Source organism: Tenericutes bacterium MZ-XQ (genome assembly GCA_002838205.1).
GTDB lineage: Bacteria > Bacillota_I > Bacilli_A > Acholeplasmatales > Acholeplasmataceae > Mariniplasma.
Genome location: CP017950.1, coordinates 123,619 through 145,039, shown reverse-complemented (window position 1 = coordinate 145,039; position 21,421 = coordinate 123,619). Strand labels below are relative to the sequence as shown.

Genomic DNA, 21,421 nt, shown 5'->3' with positions numbered 1-21,421 from the left:
ATGAAAAAAATTGTCCAATGTGTACCCAATATCTCTGAAGGTAGAGATTTAGAAAAAATAAATCAAATCATTGAACCGCTAAAAGATAAAAAAGGATTTAAGCTTGTAAGTTATGAACCTGATCAAGACTATCATCGAACAGTCATTACACTTATTGGAAATCCTGATGATATGATTGATCCACTTGTTGATTTTTTTAAGCAAGCAAAAAAACATATTGATATGAACAAGCACCAAGGGGAGCACCCAAGAATGGGTGCTGTTGATGTTGTGCCATTTATCCCTATTTCTGGAATAAAAATTGATGAGTGCGTCGATTATGCAAAGATACTTGCTAAAAAAGTCAATGAAACATTAGACATACCAATATTCTTATATGCACAAGCAGCATCACATCCTGATAGAGAGAGTTTGCCTAACATCAGAAAAGGTGAATTTGAAGGCATGAAAGAAAAAATCAAAGATCCTAAATGGATTCCTGATTATGGAAATCCAAAGATACATGATACATTTGGTGTCACCGCTATAGGCGCAAGACTTCCATTGATCGCTTATAATATTGATCTTGATACAAATGATCTTGAAATCGCAAAGACACTTGCAAAAACCATCAGAAAATCGAGTGGTGGATTTCAATATATACAAGCAGGTCCTGCATATTTGGAAGAAAGACATCATACCCAAGTAACCATGAATATATTAGATTATAAAAAGAATCCAATCTATAGAATGTATGAAATGATTCATATGGAAGCATTAAGATATGGAGTAAAAGTCGTTTCCTCTGAGATTGTTGGATTAGTGCCTAAAGACGCGATATATCGTTCATTATGTTATTACCTAGATATGGAAAATATTGCATATGATTCAAAGATGAGTCTAGATGAAATGACTCAGTATGCCATTCAATATTTAGGCTTTAGAGATTTCAATTCATCAAAGATTGTCGAGTTTCACATCGAGGGTTTATCATGAAAGCTGATTTAATTATTATTAACATTAATAAACTCTATAACCCAACAAAAACACCACCTATTAAAGGAAGTGACATGTCAGTTTTAGAAGTTGTTGATCAGCCGTTTATCGCAATAAAAAGTGGCAAAATTCTTGACTATGGAACACATGATTTCGAACATTTAAAAGATGATGATACTACAATTCTAAATGCTCAACAAAAGATATGTTTACCTGGCTTTATTGATTCACATACGCATTTAGTTCATGCAGGATCTAGAGAGCATGAATTTGAAAAACTTAGACAAGATGTCCCTTATCTTGATATATTAAAACAAGGTGGTGGTATTTTAGGTACTGTCGATAAAACAAGAAAAGCTTCATTTGATGATCTCTATCATCAAGCCTATCAATCATTAAATAGATTTTTAGAATATGGGGTTACTACTTTAGAAGCAAAAAGCGGATATGGATTGTCTTTAGAGCATGAAATCAAACAATTGAAAGTAGCTCATGCACTAAATGAACATCACCCAATAGATATCATATCAACTTACATGGGTGCACACGCAATCCCAAATGAATTTAAAAATAATAAAGAAGCGTACATCAAGCAGATCAAAGCCGATTTAGAAATGATTAAAACAGAAAACCTAGCTGAGTTTGTAGATGTATTTTGTGAAACGGGTGTCTTTAGTGTCTCTGAAACCAAAGATATATTAGAACATGCAAAATCATTAGGATTTAAAATAAAAGTTCATGCAGATGAAATCGATCCCCTTGGTGGCACTGGATTGGGAGTTGACTTGAAGGCAACTTCTGTTGATCATTTAATGGCAATTAAAGATGTAGACATTGAAAAACTAGCATCCTCAATGACTATTGGTAATATTTTGCCTGGTACATCTTTTTACTTAAATAAAAATTACGCCAATGCGCGAAAAATGATCGATCATGGCTGTGCGATTTCTATCTCTAGCGACTATAATCCCGGTAGCTGTCCGACAGAAAACTTTCAACTGATTATGCAGCTTGCTGCAAATCATCTAAAACTAAAACCTGAAGAAATCGTTAACGCAGTAACATTAAATGCAGCTTATCATTTAGGTATAGATCAAACAAAAGGTTCAATTCAAAAAGGAAAAAATGCAGATTTAATATTACTTGATATACCCAACTTATCCTACATGTTATATCACTTTGGCATCAATCATATCAGTGATGTTATCGTCAAAGGAAAGCATGTCATTAAGTCTAATACAGAAAGGAAGACCATATGAAACTCATCGATTTAAAAACTATTGATTTTATTAATGAAATTGATTCTCAGAAACCAGCTCCTGGTGGAGGATCTGTTTCAGCTTTATTATCCACTTTAGGTGTATCACTCGCGAGAATGGTAGGTCACCTAAGTGTTGGAAAGAAAAAGTTCTTAAAGCTTGATCAAGACATACAAAATGAGTTCAATGAACACTTAAATCACCTTCTAGTCATTAAAGAAGAACTCATTCAGTTAATCGATAAAGATACTGAAGCATTTAATCTAATTATGACTGCTTACCAACAACCAAAAGATGATCCTCATCGTAATCAAGCCATCCAGGATGCAACACTAGAGGCAATTAAGGTTCCATATCGAGTTGCGCAAATATCTTTTAAGGCTTTAGAAAGATTATCTTTCATCTTAGCATATGGTAATAAGCAAACGATTTCTGATTTAGGTGTTTCAGCTCTATCTTTGTCTAGTGGTATCGAAGGTGCGCTCATGAATGTTTTAATTAACATTCCTGGTTTGTCTAGTGAAAATCAAAAAAACTTATACCAGCAAGAAGCTAAAAAAATTTTGAAAGAAACTCATGAACTCAAACAAACGCTTTTAAATCTTATATATGAGCATCTATAAAAAAGTCTAAAAAAAGAGCTAGTTCTTTCATAGTGAACTAGCTCTAACATAGGCTTTTTTTTATAATGTTTCTTGAACAAGTATTTGATCATGTGTTAAATTGTTAATCCATTTACCTGATTTTGTTCTTCGATATCCAAGTAAGAACTTAGTGATCTCTTCAAAGTTTACAAAAATAATGATTATATATAATGGTAATTGTGTGAACCTTGATAAAACAAATGCTAAAGGTACACCAAGTCCCCATAATGATAAGATTTCAATAAATAATGCAAATTTAGTATCTCCACCTGATCTTAAAATACCAACAATCATGATTGCATTTAAAAATTTAATTGGTGCATAAAATGCATATACTCTTAAAATCATCACTACAGTGTCTGTTACTGCGTCACTTAAATTACCAAATAAAGGAACAATGGTAGGTGCTAAAATAAATAAAACACTACCTAGTACAATACCTAATGTTATGCCTAGTTTCATAAATCTAACTTCCCATTCTTTTGCTGTTATGAGATCGCCATCACCTAGTCTATTTCCTAACATAACTGCGGATGCATTTGCAATTGCAATGGTAGCAACCCAGAAGATTGAGTTGATTTGGTTTGATAAATAAATGCTTCCAACCGCTTTATCTCCAATAAAGCCATATGCAACAAGATACATGGTCATACCAAGACCCCAAAAACCTTCATTTAGTAAGACAGGAACTGCGGTTTTAAATATCTTAGCTAAAAATGCTTTAGTCACTCTTCTTAAAGCAGAGAAATGTATTTTCAATGCAGGTTCTTTACTTACAAATAAATATCCCACAGATAATAATGCAATCACACTAGATGATATGAGTGTTGCTAGACCAGCACCTCTAACACCGAGCTCAGGAAATCCCATACGACCTCCAATAAATCCATAATTTAAGAAGGTGTTTAATAAAACTCCCATGATTTGAAAAATAGATGGCCATAATACCTTTTGGACATTTCTTGCAAGCATGCTTATTGAAAAACTAACGGTCATTGTGATGAAACTAAAACCCATGATCGTCAAATATGAAATTCCCAAATCAATAACATTTTGATTAGGCGCTTCATTTAAGTTAAATAATCTGATTAATTGTTCTGGTATTGTTAATGCTAAACCTAGAAAAATCATCGCAAACCCTAAACCTGTCATTAACATAATCAAAAATACTTTTGATATATGATCATATTCTTTTGATCCATGATACTGTGCAATAAAAATACCAAAACCAGAAAATAGTCCGAATTGGATGATATTGAGTAAAAATAAAAATTGACTACCAATACCAACAGCACTTAACGCATTATCTCCAAGCTCCGTTACCATAAAAGTATCTATGATGCCCAATAGTGATCCTAAGAGTTGTGAGAAAAATATTGGAATTGCAATTTTTATTAATATATTGTAAAAATGTTTGTTTTTATCTTTTGTTGTCATAATTATTCTCCGTTATTCAAAATCCAACTTATTATAGCATGTATTTTACAAGTAAACAATGAAAATTACATACTTCTTTTTTATACTTTTCATGTTAAACTAAAACTATAATTACTTGAGGTGAGCGTATGAATCAACTTTTTAAAGTAAAAGCGTTTATTAAGAATGACCAAGGCGGAAATAAAGCCGGGGTATATCTATTTGCGGATGACTTAACTGATCAAGAAATGTTGGAAATCGCAAAAAATCTAGGCTATAGTGAAACTGCATTTGTTATGAAAGGCAAGGTTGCTGATTTTAAAGTAAGATTTTTTACACCAACAAATGAGGTAGATTTGTGCGGACATGCGACTATTTCTACATTCCATGTATTACGAAAACTTGATATCATAGGAGATAGTATATATACACAAGAAACCAAAGCAGGTATACTCAAAGTAAATGTTATTTTGGGTCAAGTATACATGCAACAGTTGCCACCTCAATATATTGAAGAGGTTAGTCAAGATATCATATCAAAGACATTTAATCATATTGAGTTTCACGAATCTTTGAAACCTTATGTTGTTTCAACCGGTATAAAAGAAATATTTGTCCCTGTTAAAAATAATCAAATATTGAATCAGCTTAATCCAAATATTCAAGAGATGATTAAAACTTCTCATGCATATGGGGCTATAGGGATGCATGTGTTTGCTCTAGATGACGAAGTCGATGCATCTGGAAGAAATTTCGCACCGGTTGTAGGTATCATTGAAGAAAGTGCAACCGGAACTTCAAATGGTGCTCTTGCATGTTATCTTCACAAATTTTATAAGAAAAAACACTTTTATACACTTAAACAAGGTTATTCTATGCATCAACCTTCTGAACTTAAGGTATATGTTGATTACAAAAGTTCAAAAATCACAGATGTTTGGGTAGGCGGAATCTCAAAGATTATCGAATAATAACAATGAAAAAGATCATATCAAATTGATATGATCTCATTTTTTTATTTTGTTTTAATCCCTTTATTTTTAAGCATCGTTACAGCAAAACTAGCAACATCAAATGCATATTTTTTTTGCCCAAAGCCTGCATCATATCCAAGCTCTTTAGCTAAAGCATGATTGATTCTTGGTCCTCCAATAATCACAATAAAATCATCTCTTTTATGTTCAGCTTCTAGAAGTTCTATAAAGCTTGTTAAGTTCTGAATATGAATGTCTTTTTGTGTTACTGTTTGACTGATTAAGATGACATCAGCCTGATGCTTAATTGCTTCTTCTAATAGTGTTTCATTATCAACTTGTCCACCTAAATTGATTGCTTTTACACCTTTATATCTCTCTAAACCGTAATTACCATTATAGCCTTTCATATTCATGATCGCATCAATTCCAACTGTATGAGCGTCAGTCCCTGTTGATGCTCCTATAAAAACTATATCTTCTTTAAAATGATTCTTTATGAAAGTTTCTACTTCTTCTTTAGTCATTGATTCATTTTCGACTTCCACAACTTTAACTTCATCTAAGTCAACCTGATGTTTCACAGTCCCATATAAAACATAAAAGCTGAATCCGTCACTTAAAGCTTCACTATGAACGACACTTGGATCTAAAATACCCATTTCTAAAGCAAGTTTTTTTGCAGCTTCGTCTCCTAGAGTACTATGGTTGATAGGCAGTGTAAAGCTCATTTGAATCTTCCCATCGTTAAGTGTATCTCCATAAGGTCTAATTAAATGCTTCATTTACTTATCCCCCTTTAAATGTAATAACAACATATCTAATAGTGGATTTTGGTAATCTCTATGTTTTTGAAAAACACCATCTAAACCTTTGCCTTGATTTTCTAAACGCTTTATCCCTGCAAAAGTCCCTTTTTCTAAAGTCATAAATAAACCTTCATCTTTAATTTCTTTTAGCAAATCGTGTGCTTCCGATAATACACTTTCTGCTCTGTTATTTATGATGCCATCTGGCCTATAACTAATTTCATCGCCAAAGTTTTTAAATGCTTTAGCAATGTAAGCTGCGTTATCTAAAGCTAGCGCACGATCACTCATAAAAGGCGTATGAACAGCTTCAGTAAGCATTCCAAGTAAATGGATATTTTGCTTGGTTGTTACAGCAGTGATGTTGAATAAAGCATTTTGGACCATACCCATAAAAATATTACCCGTCATATGTTTAGTTGGCGGCATATATTTCAGTGGTGCATTTGGAAATAGTGCTCTTGATAACTCAGCTTGAGCAACTTCATAAAGAAAACTATTTTCTACTTCAGGTGATATTTCATATGCATGACCTAATCCCATCAAAGATGCATCCATGTATGCAACTTCTGCGAATTTTTCATTGATCATTTGTGATGCAATAACAGTGTGTGCATGATCAAATGCATCAGATGTTGTTAAATAATTATCTTCACCTGTGTTAATAGTAATTTTAGCAAATGCACTCAACACTCTTGAAAAATATTGATCTATAAAAGTTCTTTTCATATTGATATCTCTAAAAATGATGCCATATAATGAATCATTTAGCATCATATCTAGTCTTTCGAGTGCACCCATTGCAGCAATTTCAGGCATACATAATCCTGAAGCATAATTCACTAATTTAATGTATCTACCTTCTTCTTTAGATACATCATCTAAAGCTTTTCGCATGAGTTTAAAATTCTCTTGAGTCGCATATGTACCACCAAATCCGACAGTTGTTGGACCATAAGGTACATAATCAAGTAAAGACTGACCAGTGCTTCTAATGACAGCAATAATATCAGCACCTTTTTTCGCTGCAGATACTGCTTGTTTTATATCTTCATAGATATTACCGGTTGCAACTATAACATATTTTTCAGGTGTTTCTTTATTTTTAGAGATTGCTTTTTCTCTGATTTGGGTCATTTCTTGAATTTTAAGCATAGATTCATCGAAAAATGGCGTGAGCAGATTCATATATGGACTTTTAGGCATATGTGTATATCTATTAAGATTTATTTTATCATCGCTAATCTTTCTAGCTAAATCATTTGGATTCAGACTATATTCATGCATAGCATAAGATATATAATGACAAACACCTTTTGATAAGTCAGCCTTTGATTTGATGTGATCAACGATAACATTCACATATGGTACATCAAACTCGTTTATACCATCAATGCCTAATAGTCTTAGTACAGATCTTTCTACCGATACAGTTGTATGCTTATAAATATATGACATAACATCATCAACGATGTGTTTAGCATAGTCTTTAGATAGTTGAATTATATTTTGATCTAGAATTAGTTTTGACATACTATGACCCCATTTCTTTAACGTTATAGATTTCTATATCTATATGCTTTTTAATTTCTTGATAAAACCTTTTTTTATCATAATGATATCCAGAAGGACTAAAAGGATTAATAGTGACTGCGATGATAGGAACTTGTTTTAACACACATAGTCTTATGTTTAGCTGTTTTAAATAGTCATAATGTTTGATATCTAACATGAGTTTTGTAGGATCTTCAATGATTAATTTAAAATTCTTTATGCGGTTTTTTACAATGAACTCAATCATTTTTGTAGTTAAAGCGCCCTTTATTTCAAGCACCAGAATATCTTTTTGATAAGGTATGATTTCATCAAAGTTTTTTTCCTTGAATAGTTTTTTATCTTTTTCTGTAATTATACACATATGATAAGGTTTATCTATATGTGATTTTTCAATTGGCAAATCAAAAGACAAGACAACTTGTTTTGTCTTTTCTATGGTCTCATTCATATCTTTTGATAATGCTGCACCAGTTGCTATAATGATCGCATCCATTTGATCAATACTCGCAAAGGTCTTTCTATTGAATGCTCCATCTATAAAAATTTGATTAGCATATTTTTTTAATTTCCCGATTAAAATATCTAGGTCTTTGTTTGTTGTTGGACCAGCAAGAATAACATATCCTTTTGATAAAATTCTAATGATACAAACAGTGCCTAATGCAGTATTAAGATGAGTTTCTTCTAATAACTCATAATCAAAATCAACTTGTTTTAAGACATCTTTTGCTGTAGCAATCACCATGCCTTGACTCACTAACACTTTAGGCTTAGGTAAATATGTAATTTGATCAAATGATTCCCCATCTAATCCTATACTTGTCAGTCCAATTTGTTTTTGTTGAATATCTTCAAGTATATAGTTAAGTGTCGTCGTTTTACCAGTATTTTTAGCTAAACCAACAATACCAATGACATTGTAATTATTTACTTTTTTGATCATGATTGATACGTTCATTTTTCTTTAGATGTGTTGGTTCAAGTGATAGTCTTTGACCCGCCAACAAACTTGCAACACCTTCTAATTCAACGTCTTTACAACGAGGGTTAGGTTCATAATACGCTGGCTCGCTATATGTAGTAATAACACCTTCAAAGTTCCTTAAAACGATTTTTTGTGGAGATTGTGAAATAACGTAATTTGGCATGACTGGGATTTTTCCTCCACCACCAGGTGCATCAACTACAAATGTAGGAACTGCGATACCTGATACATGTCCTCTAAGACCTTCAATAATTTCAATGCCTTTAGATACACTCGTTCTAAAGTGCTCAATACCCACTGATAAATCACATTGATAAATGTAATAAGGTCTTACTCTAATCGCAACCAAACCTTTGACTAAATCTCTCATGGTTTGAACACAATCATTGACTCCTCTAAGTAAAACACTTTGATTGCCTACAGGAATACCAGCATTGACGAGTTTATCAATAGCTTTTTTACTTTCCATTGTGATTTCAGCTGCGTGATTAAAATGGGTGTTTAACCAAATTGGATGATATTTCTTAAGCATATCAACAAGTTCATCAGTGATTCTTTGAGGCATAACTACTGGCGTTCTTGTTCCAATTCTAATGACTTGAACATGATCGATTTCTCTTAGTTTTTTTATGATGTATTCTAGTCTTTCGTCACTGACGAGTAAAGCATCTCCACCACTTAATAATACATCATTAATTTCTTCGTGTCTGCTGATATAATCAATCGCAAGATCAATTCTACTTACATCCATGTGATCATCTTTCATTCCTGTAAATCTTCTTCTTGTACAATGTCTACAATACATAGAGCACATATCAGTAATCAAAAATAAAACTCGATCTGGATATCTATGTGTTAAACCTGGAACTGGAGAATACTTATCTTCTGCAAGTGGATCATATAAATCATTTTTTCCAACGAATAACTCATTTTCTAGAGGTATCGCTTGAAGACGAATTGGACAATTGACATCAAGTGGATCGATTAATGTTAGATAATATGGTGTGATTGCCATTCTTAATTTCTTTAATACACCATGAACACCATGTCTTTCTTCCTCTGTTAGTTTTATATATTTTTCAAGATCTTCTGCATTTGAAATTCTATGTTTGGTTTGCCACTGCCATGACTCCCAGTCAGATTGCTTTACATGTTTGAAGTATATATTTTTTCTCTCTAAATAAGCATTGTTTTCAACTGATTTCATCTCAGTCACCTCCCTATGATCTTATTGATAGCGTTCTAAAAATAAATCGTGTAAGACTTTACTTTCTCTCATTAAATTTAAAGTGATTTCTGCGTGATCTTTTGTATATCCGTTACCAATAATCATATTGACATCTTTACCTATACCTTCTGCACCGAGTGCAGCTTTGGTAAATGATGTTGCCATGCTAAAGAAATAGACAGTACCGTTATCTTTTGTTGATAATATAGAAGCCATTTCTGTATTTTGAATATTCACAACATTGATTGTCAAATCACATAATTGACCTTTAGTGATCTCACTCACTTTATGATATGTATCAATAGCATCTAATGCATCACCTATGATGATCTCATCAAAAATATTTAAGGTTTCCAAAAATTGTTTTTGTTCTTCTTTTCTAACAAGACCAATAACTTTACCGTTTGGTCCTACAACTTTTTTAGCTTGATATCCACATAAGATACCACTTTTTCCATTAGCACCTAAAATAAGTACTTGATCATCTTTTTTGGCTAATTTGATTGCTTGAGCAGGAGCGCCTGCTACATCTAAAGCAGCAAGTACAAGTTTTTCATTTAAATCAGCAGGTATTCTAGCATAAATACCAGAGTCAAATAGTATAGCTTGTCCTTTTATTTTTACTTGTTCATTAGTGAGATTAATTGAAATAATCTCTTCTATGAAAAGAGGAGTTAGCGATAATGATACGAGTGTTGCGATTTTTGTCCCTGGTGTTAATGTTTGATCGTGAAATTCTGGGCCAATCTCTTTAACTGCTCCAATCAGCATACCGCCACTCTTAGTTACTGGGTTTTGCATTTTACCTTGTTCTTTAACAATCCCCATAATCATAGCTTTCATCTTTTCTTCATCATAATCACAAGCTTTTTTAATTTGTGTAAATGATGCAGAATCAATATTCAATACATCGACTTCAATCAAACACTCATTTAAAAAAGGTTTTGGTGTTGGATCAATTTTAAAAGCTGCCTGAGGTAATACTCCTTTTGGTTCAATAACGCGGTGCGTTCCATACTTACAATAATTCATGTTTATTAAACTCCTTCATCTGTAATATTTTTCTAGCTTCAGCCGGTGAAGCGATAGGTCTATTGTATTTTTTTGCGATACTTACAACTTTTTTTACAAGGTCTTCATTGCCTTTAGCTAAAACACCTTTTTCTAAATAGATATTGTCTTCAAGCCCAACTCTAACATGTCCTCCATGCTTAATCGAAAGCTCAGCTAATGGAAACTCATATTTTCCAATACCAACTACACTATATGTAGCATGACTTGGAATTGACTCTCTTAAAAAATGAAAGTCTCTTTCTTCTCCAGTCATACCCCCATTAACACCTAAGACAAAACTAAAGTGCATGGGTTCATGAATGAACCCCTTTTTATGAAGTCTTAAAACTTGATCGATATGCCCTTTTTCAAAACACTCGAGCTCTGGGTATATGTTTCTTTCTTTCATAACTTTAGCAAAGTATTTAATATCATTTTCAGTATTTACAAATATATCATCTCCACCAAAGTTAAGTGTCCCACAATCAAGAGTTGCCATTTCAATCTTTAGATTTGTTGGTTGCAGTCTTTCATCTCTTGTCATGCCTACTGCACCCCCTGTTGATGGTTGAATAATAACATCTGGGCATTTTTCTCTAATGGCTTTAATGGTTGCTTCAAATCGTTTTTGATCTTGAGTTGGTGTGCCATCATTATTTCTTACATGAACATGGATGATAGATGCTCCTGCTTGATATGCTTTATATGCTTCTAACGCCATTTCTTCAGGTGTATATGGTACGTATGGGTTATGTTCTTTTGTGACTTCTGCACCAGATATTGCGCAGGTAATAATTAATTTTTCCATCATGTCATCTCTGCTTTTCTTTAGGAACAACACATGTTCCTGAAGCTTTAGTCGTCAATATTCTTTCTTTTAACACATCAGCAGCACTTGCGTTGATTTCTGGTCTAGCTGTAATCACTTTATAACAAGCAAACTCCATCTTTCTAGAGGTGTTTCCGATATGAGTGAGGGTTGCTTCTACTTCAATGAAATCGCCAGCATATAGTGGTGCCAGAAACTCAACACTATCATATGCTCTAAACAATCCTTCATCACCATCATTGATTATTAGTAATTCAGTAGCAACATCTCCAAATAGCGCTAATACTTTAGCACCATCAACCAATCCTCCGCCGTAATGCGCATCATGTGCGCTAAGTCTTAATCTGTGAACAACTTTTTTCATGATAACCTCCATTAACTTTCTTTTCTAGGCATAAGCATTGCCTCACCTGTGAGTATTAATTCTTCTTGTTCATTCAATATATCTGTTGTGAAAATCACTCTATTTTTTTCCAATATGATTTCCTTAACTGTAACTTTAACTGTTAAAAGTTGATCTGGATATGCTGGTTTTAAAAACTTTAAGGTTTGTGAACAATATATAGTACCTTCTCCTGGATATTCTAGCCCAAAGATTTTTGAGAACAAAGAGCCCAGTAGCATACCGTGAATAATAGGTTTTTTAAACATTGTCGTTTTTGTGTAATCTTCATCGAAATGTGCTTTGTTCATATCTTTTGTTAAGGTTCCAAATGCTAAAACATCTTCTTGTGTAATTGTTCGTTGATAGGTTTTCGTATCACCTATACTCATTTTTCTTATCATTATTATCCTCCTTGAGAAAAAATAAAAAGAGAACTGCATGCCACAGCTCTCCATTACAAAATGGCAGTAAGTAAAGTGTACCTTTACTTACCAAATCTAATGATTTGATCCTCATTAAATTTTCGGCAATTTATTCATTCACTTAAAATATTGAATGATCAAATTCTTATCACTTTTAAGTTACCAATAAACTGCGCCTCTGTATCTCCCATCACTATTATAAACTATTAATGAAAGCGCTGTCAATGACTAAATTGAAGATTTTCTAAAAAGAGATTTTTAATGTGCTTCATACACTTGTCTTTTTGATGATTTAATGTTCAACATCTAGTTTTTCTTATTTAAAACTTACTTTTTACAAGGGATAAAAAAAATTCACATTATCTTCGATTGACCTAAAGTCAGTATTGTTATATAATAGTATTGGTGATAAAACATGCGTATTACAAAAAAACCTGAAGTTCGAAAAAAAGAACTCATTGAAGCAGCAAAATTCTTATTTGAAAAAAATGGATACGAGCAAACAAAAATTATAGATATTACACGACACATCGATGTCGCAAAAGGTACTTTTTATCATTATTTTGAGTCAAAAAACGATATCCTAACCGAGATTGTTCGAGTCACTTTAGATGATATTTTAGATGTTGCACATCAACTTAACGAAAACCCTTCTCTATCTGGTCTTGAAAAAATCAGATTGTTGCTGCATTCTGATAAGATTACTGAGGATCTAACAAGACAAGCTGTCACGCACTTAGAAATGCCAGATAATCGTGCTTTACAAGAGAAAACTGCTGTTGAAACGATCAAAAGTTTAACACCTATCATTGTCTCATATCTAAATCAGGCATATCAAGAAGGTGAAGTGACTAAAATAGATGACGCAGAAGAAAAAGTTGAAATTATTTTATCAGCTGCTCATTTCTTAATTGATGCACATTTGTTTGAATTTACTGATTTAGAACTTACCAATAGACATTATGTGATTTGGTATACTTTTGAGTCAATGTTTGGCATCAAAGAAGGATATTTTTCAACATTTTACAAAAAATAATCAAAGCATACAATCAAAGCAAAAAATAAAAACACCTCATTACTATGATATTTAGTAAGAGGTATTTTTTTTACGTTATCATTTTCAGTCAAACAACAAGTTGTTAAAATCCTAAGTTTGCTAACCAAGACATCACATTTTTGCTAGTATCTGATTGTTCATAGCTTTGCTGAAGATTCAATTGATCAACAATACACCCATCCTTCATATATGCCACTCTGTCACAATATGAAGCTACTTTAGGGTCGTGTGTTACCAACACAATTGTTTTCCCCTCTTCTTTGATCTGCTTCAATATCTTCATCACATCATCTGTAGCTTTACTATTTAGTGCACCTGTTGGCTCATCACAAAATACAACTTCAGGATCATTAATTAATGCTCTTGCGATAGATACCCTTTGAAGTTGTCCACCAGATGCTTCATCAATAAGTCGATCCTTGATATCATATATGTCCAATTTCTTTAAAAGCTCTATAGCACGTTGTTGAACAAGTTCTTTTGAATTTTTCTTACTTAAATATCCTGGTAAACAAATATTATCGTAAATGGATAGATCTTTTAAAAGATATGGTTGTTGAAAAACAAAACCCATACTCTCCAGTCTGATTTTAGATAACTGTTCATTATTAAGCACATTCAGTGATTGTCCATTAAACATAATGTCACCAGAAGTTGCCTTTCCCATACTACTTAATATATGCAAAAGTGTTGTCTTCCCACTTCCAGAACTACCCATGATTCCAACAAACTCATTTTTGAAAACATGGAAATTCAATTGGTTGATCACGTGATTTGATACACCTTTGTTTTGAAAAACTTTATCTACATTAACTACTTTAATCATTTTTTTTGCTCCTTCTTTTTATTATTACGCTGATTGTTGTAATTTGCTAATAGTATATATAACGATATTACAACGACAGAAAGTAAAACAAATGGCACCAATACAAAATTAAATTCGAAATGATTTTTTAAAACAATTTGTGGTGCTCCAAAAATTCTTGTGATGACACTAACAACTTCACTACCGATTAGCAAATGAGCAATCAGTCCCACTAAAATACTTTTTAATAAAACGTAAATGATTCTTGTTTGATAAAAAACAGATATGTTCTTCCAAGAAAATCCAAGATATTGCATCAATACAATATCACCTTCTTCTTTTTGAAGCATCATATTCATCAGTAGTGTTGTCACTAAAACAGTGATCATTAACGCTATTCCTATTGAAAACCAAGACAATCTATTTAACTGATGGATTGTTGTTCCTAGTGTTTGAGACAAGTATTCATCAATACTTGTAACCTTAATATTTGCGTACTCTGTTTGATAAGTTGTTTTCACATCTTGATATCTTGAAGGTTCTTCTAAATTCATGCTAATGATATACCATAGTAACTCGCCTTCAAAAGACTGATCAATGATTTTAGCTGTTTTTCCACCATTTGTAATGTCTTGATAAATCCCAACAACTTTAAAACTTCTCATCTGATCATTTTGCTTAACTTCTAATGTTCCACCTAGTGTTTGGTCTAAGGCTTGAACTGCTAGTGTTGAAAGTACAATTTCATCATCATTTTCTGGACTTCTACCTTCGATATACTTGATTTTAAAATCATGTTTTTCACTCACTTCAACAAATATATCTTCGATCTCATCATCTAGATTATATGCCTTCATTAGAAAAGTTTTATAAACATTATAATCGTCAATCCGATCATCTTCATGAATTTCAAAAAGCAGTTCATCAACTCTGAAATCTTGATGATTAACCCTTAGATCAAATCTTAAGTCACTGTTTTCAATGCCCATATATTCGATAAAATCATCTGATTCAAATGTCTTTGCAACACTAAACGGTAACACCATCATGATTGTAGCTACAAAATAAATGAAATATAAAAGTCTATACGCTTTTTTCTCACTTTTAACCTTGTGAACACCCATATTGATTGGCACAGGTATTTTCCCGGATTTCAAGTTCTTATATTTCTTTTTTTTAAAACGACTGTTATGATTATTTCGTAATGAAAATGTATCAACTACTGAAATGTCTTCTAATCTTTTAAGGATTTTATTTGTAAAGATATATACAATGAAGATAATCGTCATAAATCCAAAAAACGGATATATACTTTCAACAAATGATAAACTGACTTCCCCTAAATATTGAGTGATGTTGTTTATAAAAAACTGATTGGAAATAAAAGAGCACCCAAACCCAACTGCAGCTGAAATGATTGAAAGCAATAAAAATTTGCTCACATATAATTTCTTAATTTGACCATCAGATAGCCCAATAGCTTTTAGTACACCTATTTCTCTTATGTCTTCTTCAATACTACTTAATAGTGTGAATTTCAAACTTAATAATGCAATCCCGGTTATCGCTAAACTCATAAATGCTAACATCATGATGACTATGCCTTCTGTAAGACCATTCATGAGTCTAAATAGCCTAATATCTACAGATGGCCCTGAATCTGGCAAATCAGTTTGTCTATAAGCTCTCCTGAAATCTCTGATTTGAGATTCGTTCTCAAATTGATAAGCTATTAAAAACTCCCTTTCATTGATCATCGATTTCAATGTTTCTATATCTTGATCATTAAGCAAAAATCTTTTGGAACTAATCAATGCTGAGTTCATTTGACTGTCTCTTATAAAACTAGATATGTAGTAAGTAAATGATTTCGAACCTACTTTTAGCTCAATTTCGTCCATTAAATCTAAATTGTACTTTGTTTTGTAATATATTGGAACACCAATCGATCCTTGCTCTATAGTTGCTAACTCATTATTTTCATTTAGCAAATAATCAAAATTCGAGTTTTGCTTGACAAAACTAATATCCATAACCCCATCTACTTCCGATAGTCCATTTTTTGAAATATAAATCTTATTTGGATCTATTGAGATCATTTCTTGAACTTGGAAATTTTCAATATACGGTATTGATTCATTAAAATCGATTAATGATTGTTCATCGATTTCTCCATAATGCATTTGAATATAATGTGGTGTTTGACTATGTTCAGTCAAGTCACTGATACCTTCTTTAAGTGTTATACCTAAGTAAATCGCTGATGATAATAGCATAGTACTTAATGTTAGAAATAGACACAACGCTAGATATATTGTTTTATGCCTAGCAAAGTCATTTTTAAATAATCTAATATACATAATTTAACTCCTTAGCATTCTCTAAATTTCTAATACATGTGTTTTTAAACATTCCAAAAGTGAAGATCATCATGAATAAACCTATAAGCATAAGTATTGATCCGATGCCTTGATTAAAGAAAATCGCAATATATTTTAGCACCTCTATATTTACAGGTTTCTCATTCAGTGGAACAAATACTTTTTCTGTAAGATATCCGGATGTGAAATATGCAATCATATAACCTGTTTGGGTTATAAATCCAATCATGCCCCAGACACTTCCTTGATGTTTCACATCTGTATGTTTTCTAATGAGCACTTCAGCACTTGTATTAATGAGTGGCAGTGAAAACAATATGATGAAACTTGATAACCCAATGATCCATAAAGATTTTGATAACCCAGTAAAAAAGAGTGCAATGCTCATCATGAACAAGCCTTGAAATAGCATTTTTAAAAACCCTTGAGATCGATTTTTGATAGATAGAATCAAACTACTTAGTAGAAGTCCAATAGCACTGATAGATTGGATGTATCCAAGTGTTTTCTCATTTGCTAGATTTAATAGTAAAGGTGTGATTAGAATTTGATAATATCCCGCAAAAAAAGTCACCCCAGTAAGTAAAAGTACTAGATAAAAGACTCCTGCATTCTTTTTGATTTCAAAGTACCCTTGAAAGACTTGTTGTTTACTTAATAATTTTGTGTATTTAACATGTGTATCTCTTTGATGTTTACGAATGAGAGAAACAGATGCAACTGTTAGAAAAAACGTTGATATATCTATAATCAAAACTAGATCTAGTTGCTGATTTGCCATAAGCATCCCACCAATAAAAGGTGCAATTAAAAACTTAGCTGCACTTGCTAACTGGATAATTCCTGATGCTTTGGCGTATTCTTCTTTTGAAAGCATCTCTGATACTAAAGACTTATAGGCCGGTTCTAAAAGTGCAGAAAACACAGAACTCAAAATCAAACATATAATAATATATGTCATATTTAGTAACCCTAACTTTAATAACACGAACATAGTAGAAAGCCCAAACATAGAACCACTATCTCCAATGATCATCATTAGTTTTCTATCAAAGCGATCTGCTAGAAGTCCTCCTAATGGATTCAACAAGACTATCGGTAAAAATGAAGCTATTGTAACCAAAGATACACTAATAACTGAACTAGTGAGTTGATAAGTATATATCGCTAGCGCAAAAGTAGTGATTCCAGAACCTACAGTCGATATAATTTGTGAAATTGAAATACACAAAAATTTCTTATATGATTTACTCATGTATACCTCCATTACAATGATCCAGCATGTGATTTTGAATCATGTTAAAATATATGCCTAACATTCTGAGTTGTTCCTGTTTATTTGACATATATATGTTTTGACGAAACAATCTATAAAACGATCCACATACCATTTTTAGTTTTATACTGTAAAAAGACAAACAACTCATAAATTTTAAGTTTTCAGTAAACATCACACGTTCCAAATATTTATATAATCTATGCGTATAAGTTTTTAGAGTTATTGACTGTATAATGTCATCTGACGTTTCGAATATCCAGTCGTTACTGCCTATAGACCTATATGTATACTCATATAAGCTCAATAAAATTTTAGAGTTGCTTTCTTTAAAGTTGACTTCCTGTGCTAATTGATCGATAAGTGAATCTATCTTCTGACTCACTAGACAATATGCAATCTGTTCTTTATTATCAAAATATTGATATATCGCACCCTTAGATATATGAGCTTTAGCTGCGATTATTGATACAGTGGTCATCTGATATCCGTACTTGTGAAACAGTCTATCTGCACACTGCAAAACATGTTCCTTTTTCTCATTATTCATCAATTTATATACCTTCTCGCTATTTGACTGACCGTCGGTCACTTATAATTTATCATAATACTGACCCAAAGTCAATGAAAATTTATAAAAAAAGAAATGCATATAGATGCATCCCTTTGATTTTTTTAGTTATATGTCTTTAATCCGTATTGCTCTGCATACCTTTTTAACTTTTTATCAGGACGATAAGCATATCCATCTTTCACCTCGAGTAGCAAGGGTAAATCGTAATATGAATCTGCATATGCCTTAGATTGTGTTAAATCTGCGTGAGGAAATTTTGATTTTATAGCTTCTATTTTTTTGTTTTTTATTATAATATCTACAGTTTCATAAGATAGCAGATTGCCATCTTTTTGTGAGACGGTTCCAATCACATCATCAAATCCTTCATTTAGAAAAGGCATAAGCATAATATCAAAACTACCACTTAATAGCACAGTGTGATATCCATCTTTTTGATCTTTACTGAGTTGTTCTTTTAAGTCTTGATTGATGTATGGTTGAAGTTTTATATATAAATCCTTTAGAAAAGTATTTCTTTCTTCTTCATTCAAACTATGAAGCAAATCAATTGTTAATGCCATTGCATTTTTTCTAAATGTTTCATGATTCCAACCGATTTTTAATTTGTACAAGACATACCAAGTCATGAGTTTTCTATATAATCTTTTAAATACTTTTTGATCTTTATTTTGCTCTTTCCATAACTTAAAGACAAAAGGTACAGTTTGAACATCTACATACGTTCCATCAAAATCATAAATCGCAAGTTTCATAATCTCTCTTTTCTATTCATTTTATATTTGTTTTTATTATACTACATTTTATTCATCAGGAAAGGTGGAACACTTCAACGATGAAATTAAAAAGTACTTCATATATAATAAAGTACTTTGAAAATCATCTAAAAAATATTCATTAATTATGTATTACATTCATGCTTAATCAGTTTCGGTTTTCTATCAATACCATAAAAGCCCCAATGCTTTTCTGGTTCTTGTGGATCATTTGAACCTTTCCACGTCTCGTCAAAAGCCTCGAAGAAAAAACACGTGATTTTGTTTTTTTCTGACCACTGATCAATCACTGAGTTAAATATTTTTTGATTATATTCATTTGCCACGTGCGGACGAATCTGATGATTACTGGATTGAGTTGGCCATCCGGTTTCTGTAATCACCACTTGTTTATTCGGATATAATTTTTTAATATACTCATATCCCTCAATGGTTTGATCAATTGATTCCGAAACATTTTTACCTTCCCAAACTGGATATAAATGAATACTGATAAAATCAATTTCTTCTGCAACTTCTCTTAACTCACGATTCCAATAGTGTACATTATCACAGTAAGTTACAGGAACATCTGTATGTTTTTTGAGTTCTTTTACAAAGTATAAAATACGACCAGCACTGACTAAGTTTTCATTCCACTCGGGTATGCTTTCATTTCCTGCAGATACAGCTAAAACAATATCCGAAAACATATTAGCATAACGTATAGTTTGTTCTAACTCAGTTTGGTTATTTAAAATGTTGTTGGCAATTTCTGAAACTGTATATGTACCACCCCAACTACAGTTGTGGTTGCTAATCTCACCTAATAAGTTCATGGTGAGCATAACCTTCAGATTCATTTGATTCTCTTTGATGACTTCTAATGTCTTTAATGTATACAAAGATGCATCATACATACGAATGTAATCAAAATCTTTTTCTAATATTTTTAAATCTTCATATATTTCTTCTTTACTAGGATATAGCTTTGCCATAGGGTTTTGCCCTTCTCTATATCCAGAATAACATATAGCTTTTCCATAAGTAATACTCATCGTGTAAGTCCCTCTTGTTATCTATTTTTTAAATTTGTATTTGCCGTCCTTATCCCAAAGACCCCAGTATGCACCGTATTCGCCTTCGTGATTGATCTTCCATATTTCATCAAATGATGAAAAATAAAATAGGTGGATGTTTTCTTGATTAGCCCACTCATAGGTGTTAATAAAATATCTCATGGCATTCTCATATGAAGGAACAGCTCCTCCATATTGTTCACCTTTTGTTGGCCAACCTGTTTCGCTAATCACAACAGGTTTTCCTTTTGCATGTTTAACAGCAAGTTCATACATTTTTTTCATGTATTCTACTGAAATATCAAGTGCGCAATGTTCCCAAAAAGGATAACAGTTCGCAAATATAACATCACATGCATCTACAATTTCTGGATAATTCACAAACATGTAATAAGCATCTACATATCCTACTGGAACATGTGGTACAGCAGCTTTTACTCTTTTGATATAATCTATAAGTTGTTCAACTTCTAAATCTTCTCTAAGCAAAACCTCATTACCAATCGCAATCAAATCTGCATGTCCATTTTTAGCGATTTCTATGATGTTATTGATTTCAAGTTCATTGTTTTCTTCATCGCTATCGATCCAAGCACCCACGAGTGTTTTTAGATTTTTTTCATGAGCGATTCTTGGAACTTCTTCATTTCCATTTGTTGCTGAGAAAGTTCTAACCCAATGTGTATAAGGTCTAATAATTTCTAAGCGATCAGCTATTTGCTCGTGAGAAATGATGGATTTCACACTTGGATCTTGCCCTTCCAAATAAGGACTGAAACTTATCCCTGAAATTTTTTGATCCAATATACTTTTCATTTTTTTCTCTAATTCAAAGACATCTTCACTGATTGTTGATTGTTTATGAAGTAGATATCTATTTACATTAAGATAACGCATTTGATTCTTTGGTTTAGACATAAAAAAACACCCCTTTAAAATTATGATAGCATATATTAAA

At 32.2% G+C, this 21,421-nt stretch carries 21 protein-coding genes; 5 read left to right on the top strand and 16 right to left on the bottom strand.

Annotated features, from left to right (window positions below; translation table 11 throughout):
• The 3 genes from BK011_00685 to BK011_00675 are packed head-to-tail and all read left to right on the top strand — an operon-like array spanning position 1 to position 2,857.
• Positions 1–975, top strand: a complete 975-nt coding sequence (locus BK011_00685) for a glutamate formimidoyltransferase (protein AUD64277.1) — start codon at positions 1–3, stop codon at positions 973–975.
• Positions 972–2,234, top strand: a complete 1,263-nt coding sequence (locus BK011_00680) for an imidazolonepropionase (protein ID AUD64276.1) — start codon at positions 972–974, stop codon at positions 2,232–2,234. Before BK011_00685 ends, BK011_00680 begins: the two co-directional genes overlap by 4 nt.
• The gene (locus BK011_00675; GenBank protein ID AUD64275.1) at positions 2,231–2,857 is read left to right on the top strand and encodes a formimidoyltetrahydrofolate cyclodeaminase; all 627 of its coding nucleotides are present in this window, start codon (positions 2,231–2,233) and stop codon (positions 2,855–2,857) included. Before BK011_00680 ends, BK011_00675 begins: the two co-directional genes overlap by 4 nt.
• A gap of 60 nt (positions 2,858–2,917) precedes the next feature.
• Here the strand turns inward: BK011_00675 and BK011_00670 are convergent, their stop codons facing one another.
• Positions 2,918–4,315, bottom strand: coding sequence for a hypothetical protein (locus BK011_00670; GenBank protein AUD64274.1), 1,398 nt, complete (start codon positions 4,313–4,315; stop codon positions 2,918–2,920).
• Between the two features lie 128 nt (positions 4,316–4,443).
• Here BK011_00670 and BK011_00665 point away from each other — a divergent pair, with 128 nt between their 5' ends.
• Entirely contained in the window at positions 4,444–5,265 is an 822-nt protein-coding gene (locus BK011_00665) for a hypothetical protein (protein ID AUD64273.1), read from the top strand.
• Positions 5,266–5,309: 44 nt separating this feature from the next.
• On the opposite strand, the gene BK011_00660 is transcribed toward BK011_00665, so the two are convergent.
• The 8 genes from BK011_00660 to BK011_00625 are packed head-to-tail and all read right to left on the bottom strand — an operon-like array spanning position 5,310 to position 12,515.
• The gene (locus tag BK011_00660; protein ID AUD64272.1) at positions 5,310–6,053 is read right to left on the bottom strand and encodes a hypothetical protein; all 744 of its coding nucleotides are present in this window, start codon (positions 6,051–6,053) and stop codon (positions 5,310–5,312) included.
• The gene (locus BK011_00655) at positions 6,054–7,610 is read right to left on the bottom strand and encodes a D-lysine 5,6-aminomutase subunit alpha (protein AUD64271.1); all 1,557 of its coding nucleotides are present in this window, start codon (positions 7,608–7,610) and stop codon (positions 6,054–6,056) included.
• A 1-nt stretch (position 7,611) separates the two neighbouring features.
• Positions 7,612–8,577, bottom strand: a complete 966-nt coding sequence (locus BK011_00650) for a hypothetical protein (protein ID AUD64270.1) — start codon at positions 8,575–8,577, stop codon at positions 7,612–7,614.
• Positions 8,558–9,826: a lysine 2,3-aminomutase gene (locus tag BK011_00645; GenBank protein AUD64269.1), complete on the bottom strand. Its 1,269-nt coding sequence runs from the start codon at positions 9,824–9,826 to the stop codon at positions 8,558–8,560. Before BK011_00645 ends, BK011_00650 begins: the two co-directional genes overlap by 20 nt.
• Positions 9,827–9,847: 21 nt before the next feature.
• Positions 9,848–10,879: an L-erythro-3,5-diaminohexanoate dehydrogenase gene (locus tag BK011_00640; protein AUD64268.1), complete on the bottom strand. Its 1,032-nt coding sequence runs from the start codon at positions 10,877–10,879 to the stop codon at positions 9,848–9,850.
• The gene (locus BK011_00635; protein ID AUD66101.1) at positions 10,866–11,708 is read right to left on the bottom strand and encodes a 3-keto-5-aminohexanoate cleavage protein; all 843 of its coding nucleotides are present in this window, start codon (positions 11,706–11,708) and stop codon (positions 10,866–10,868) included. Before BK011_00635 ends, BK011_00640 begins: the two co-directional genes overlap by 14 nt.
• Before the next feature lie 4 nt (positions 11,709–11,712).
• Complete coding sequence (locus tag BK011_00630; GenBank protein AUD64267.1) at positions 11,713–12,093, bottom strand: 3-aminobutyryl-CoA ammonia lyase; 381 nt, start codon at positions 12,091–12,093, stop codon at positions 11,713–11,715.
• An 11-nt stretch (positions 12,094–12,104) separates the two neighbouring features.
• Complete coding sequence (locus BK011_00625; GenBank protein ID AUD64266.1) at positions 12,105–12,515, bottom strand: hypothetical protein; 411 nt, start codon at positions 12,513–12,515, stop codon at positions 12,105–12,107.
• A 436-nt stretch (positions 12,516–12,951) separates the two neighbouring features.
• On the opposite strand from BK011_00625, the gene BK011_00620 reads away from it, so the two are divergent.
• Positions 12,952–13,572, top strand: a complete 621-nt coding sequence (locus tag BK011_00620; GenBank protein AUD64265.1) for a hypothetical protein — start codon at positions 12,952–12,954, stop codon at positions 13,570–13,572.
• A 103-nt stretch (positions 13,573–13,675) separates the two neighbouring features.
• Here BK011_00620 and BK011_00615 read toward each other — a convergent pair whose 3' ends face one another.
• From BK011_00615 to BK011_00585, 7 genes are all read right to left on the bottom strand, one after another.
• Entirely contained in the window at positions 13,676–14,419 is a 744-nt protein-coding gene (locus BK011_00615) for a hypothetical protein (GenBank protein ID AUD64264.1), read from the bottom strand.
• Complete coding sequence (locus tag BK011_00610; GenBank protein ID AUD64263.1) at positions 14,416–16,758, bottom strand: hypothetical protein; 2,343 nt, start codon at positions 16,756–16,758, stop codon at positions 14,416–14,418. Before BK011_00610 ends, BK011_00615 begins: the two co-directional genes overlap by 4 nt.
• Positions 16,748–18,034, bottom strand: coding sequence for a hypothetical protein (locus BK011_00605; protein ID AUD64262.1), 1,287 nt, complete (start codon positions 18,032–18,034; stop codon positions 16,748–16,750). The genes BK011_00610 and BK011_00605 overlap by 11 nt, the downstream gene beginning before the upstream one ends.
• Positions 18,027–18,605: a hypothetical protein gene (locus BK011_00600; protein AUD64261.1), complete on the bottom strand. Its 579-nt coding sequence runs from the start codon at positions 18,603–18,605 to the stop codon at positions 18,027–18,029. Before BK011_00600 ends, BK011_00605 begins: the two co-directional genes overlap by 8 nt.
• Before the next feature lie 125 nt (positions 18,606–18,730).
• On the bottom strand, positions 18,731–19,384 hold the full coding sequence (locus BK011_00595; protein AUD64260.1) for a hypothetical protein: 654 nt from the start codon (positions 19,382–19,384) through the stop codon (positions 18,731–18,733).
• Between the two features lie 146 nt (positions 19,385–19,530).
• Positions 19,531–20,442: a hypothetical protein gene (locus BK011_00590; GenBank protein AUD64259.1), complete on the bottom strand. Its 912-nt coding sequence runs from the start codon at positions 20,440–20,442 to the stop codon at positions 19,531–19,533.
• 21 nt (positions 20,443–20,463) lie between these two features.
• Positions 20,464–21,360 carry a glycosyl hydrolase gene (locus BK011_00585; GenBank protein AUD66100.1) on the bottom strand — a complete coding sequence of 299 codons (897 nt, stop codon included), beginning with the start codon at positions 21,358–21,360 and terminating at the stop codon, positions 20,464–20,466.
• Between the last annotated feature and the right edge of the window lie 61 nt (positions 21,361–21,421).

Bases quoted from the DNA above. Each gene is read 5' to 3' on its own strand.
- BK011_00585 (AUD66100.1), bottom strand. From the start codon at position 21,360: ATGCGTTATCTTAATGTAAATAGATATCTACTTCATAAACAATCAACA.
- BK011_00655 (AUD64271.1), bottom strand. From the start codon at position 7,610: ATGTCAAAACTAATTCTAGATCAAAATATAATTCAACTATCTAAAGAC.
- BK011_00660 (AUD64272.1), bottom strand. From the start codon at position 6,053: ATGAAGCATTTAATTAGACCTTATGGAGATACACTTAACGATGGGAAG.
- BK011_00670 (AUD64274.1), bottom strand. From the start codon at position 4,315: ATGACAACAAAAGATAAAAACAAACATTTTTACAATATATTAATAAAA.
- BK011_00675 (AUD64275.1), top strand. From the start codon at position 2,231: ATGAAACTCATCGATTTAAAAACTATTGATTTTATTAATGAAATTGAT.
- BK011_00635 (AUD66101.1), bottom strand. From the start codon at position 11,708: ATGGAAAAATTAATTATTACCTGCGCAATATCTGGTGCAGAAGTCACA.
- BK011_00590 (AUD64259.1), bottom strand. From the start codon at position 20,442: ATGAGTATTACTTATGGAAAAGCTATATGTTATTCTGGATATAGAGAA.
- BK011_00625 (AUD64266.1), bottom strand. From the start codon at position 12,515: ATGATAAGAAAAATGAGTATAGGTGATACGAAAACCTATCAACGAACA.
- BK011_00615 (AUD64264.1), bottom strand. From the start codon at position 14,419: ATGATTAAAGTAGTTAATGTAGATAAAGTTTTTCAAAACAAAGGTGTA.
- BK011_00600 (AUD64261.1), bottom strand. From the start codon at position 18,605: ATGAATAATGAGAAAAAGGAACATGTTTTGCAGTGTGCAGATAGACTG.
- BK011_00630 (AUD64267.1), bottom strand. From the start codon at position 12,093: ATGAAAAAAGTTGTTCACAGATTAAGACTTAGCGCACATGATGCGCAT.
- BK011_00665 (AUD64273.1), top strand. From the start codon at position 4,444: ATGAATCAACTTTTTAAAGTAAAAGCGTTTATTAAGAATGACCAAGGC.
- BK011_00605 (AUD64262.1), bottom strand. From the start codon at position 18,034: ATGAGTAAATCATATAAGAAATTTTTGTGTATTTCAATTTCACAAATT.
- BK011_00595 (AUD64260.1), bottom strand. From the start codon at position 19,384: ATGAAACTTGCGATTTATGATTTTGATGGAACGTATGTAGATGTTCAA.
- BK011_00620 (AUD64265.1), top strand. From the start codon at position 12,952: ATGCGTATTACAAAAAAACCTGAAGTTCGAAAAAAAGAACTCATTGAA.
- BK011_00650 (AUD64270.1), bottom strand. From the start codon at position 8,577: ATGATCAAAAAAGTAAATAATTACAATGTCATTGGTATTGTTGGTTTA.
- BK011_00610 (AUD64263.1), bottom strand. From the start codon at position 16,758: ATGTATATTAGATTATTTAAAAATGACTTTGCTAGGCATAAAACAATA.
- BK011_00645 (AUD64269.1), bottom strand. From the start codon at position 9,826: ATGAAATCAGTTGAAAACAATGCTTATTTAGAGAGAAAAAATATATAC.
- BK011_00680 (AUD64276.1), top strand. From the start codon at position 972: ATGAAAGCTGATTTAATTATTATTAACATTAATAAACTCTATAACCCA.
- BK011_00685 (AUD64277.1), top strand. From the start codon at position 1: ATGAAAAAAATTGTCCAATGTGTACCCAATATCTCTGAAGGTAGAGAT.
- BK011_00640 (AUD64268.1), bottom strand. From the start codon at position 10,879: ATGAATTATTGTAAGTATGGAACGCACCGCGTTATTGAACCAAAAGGA.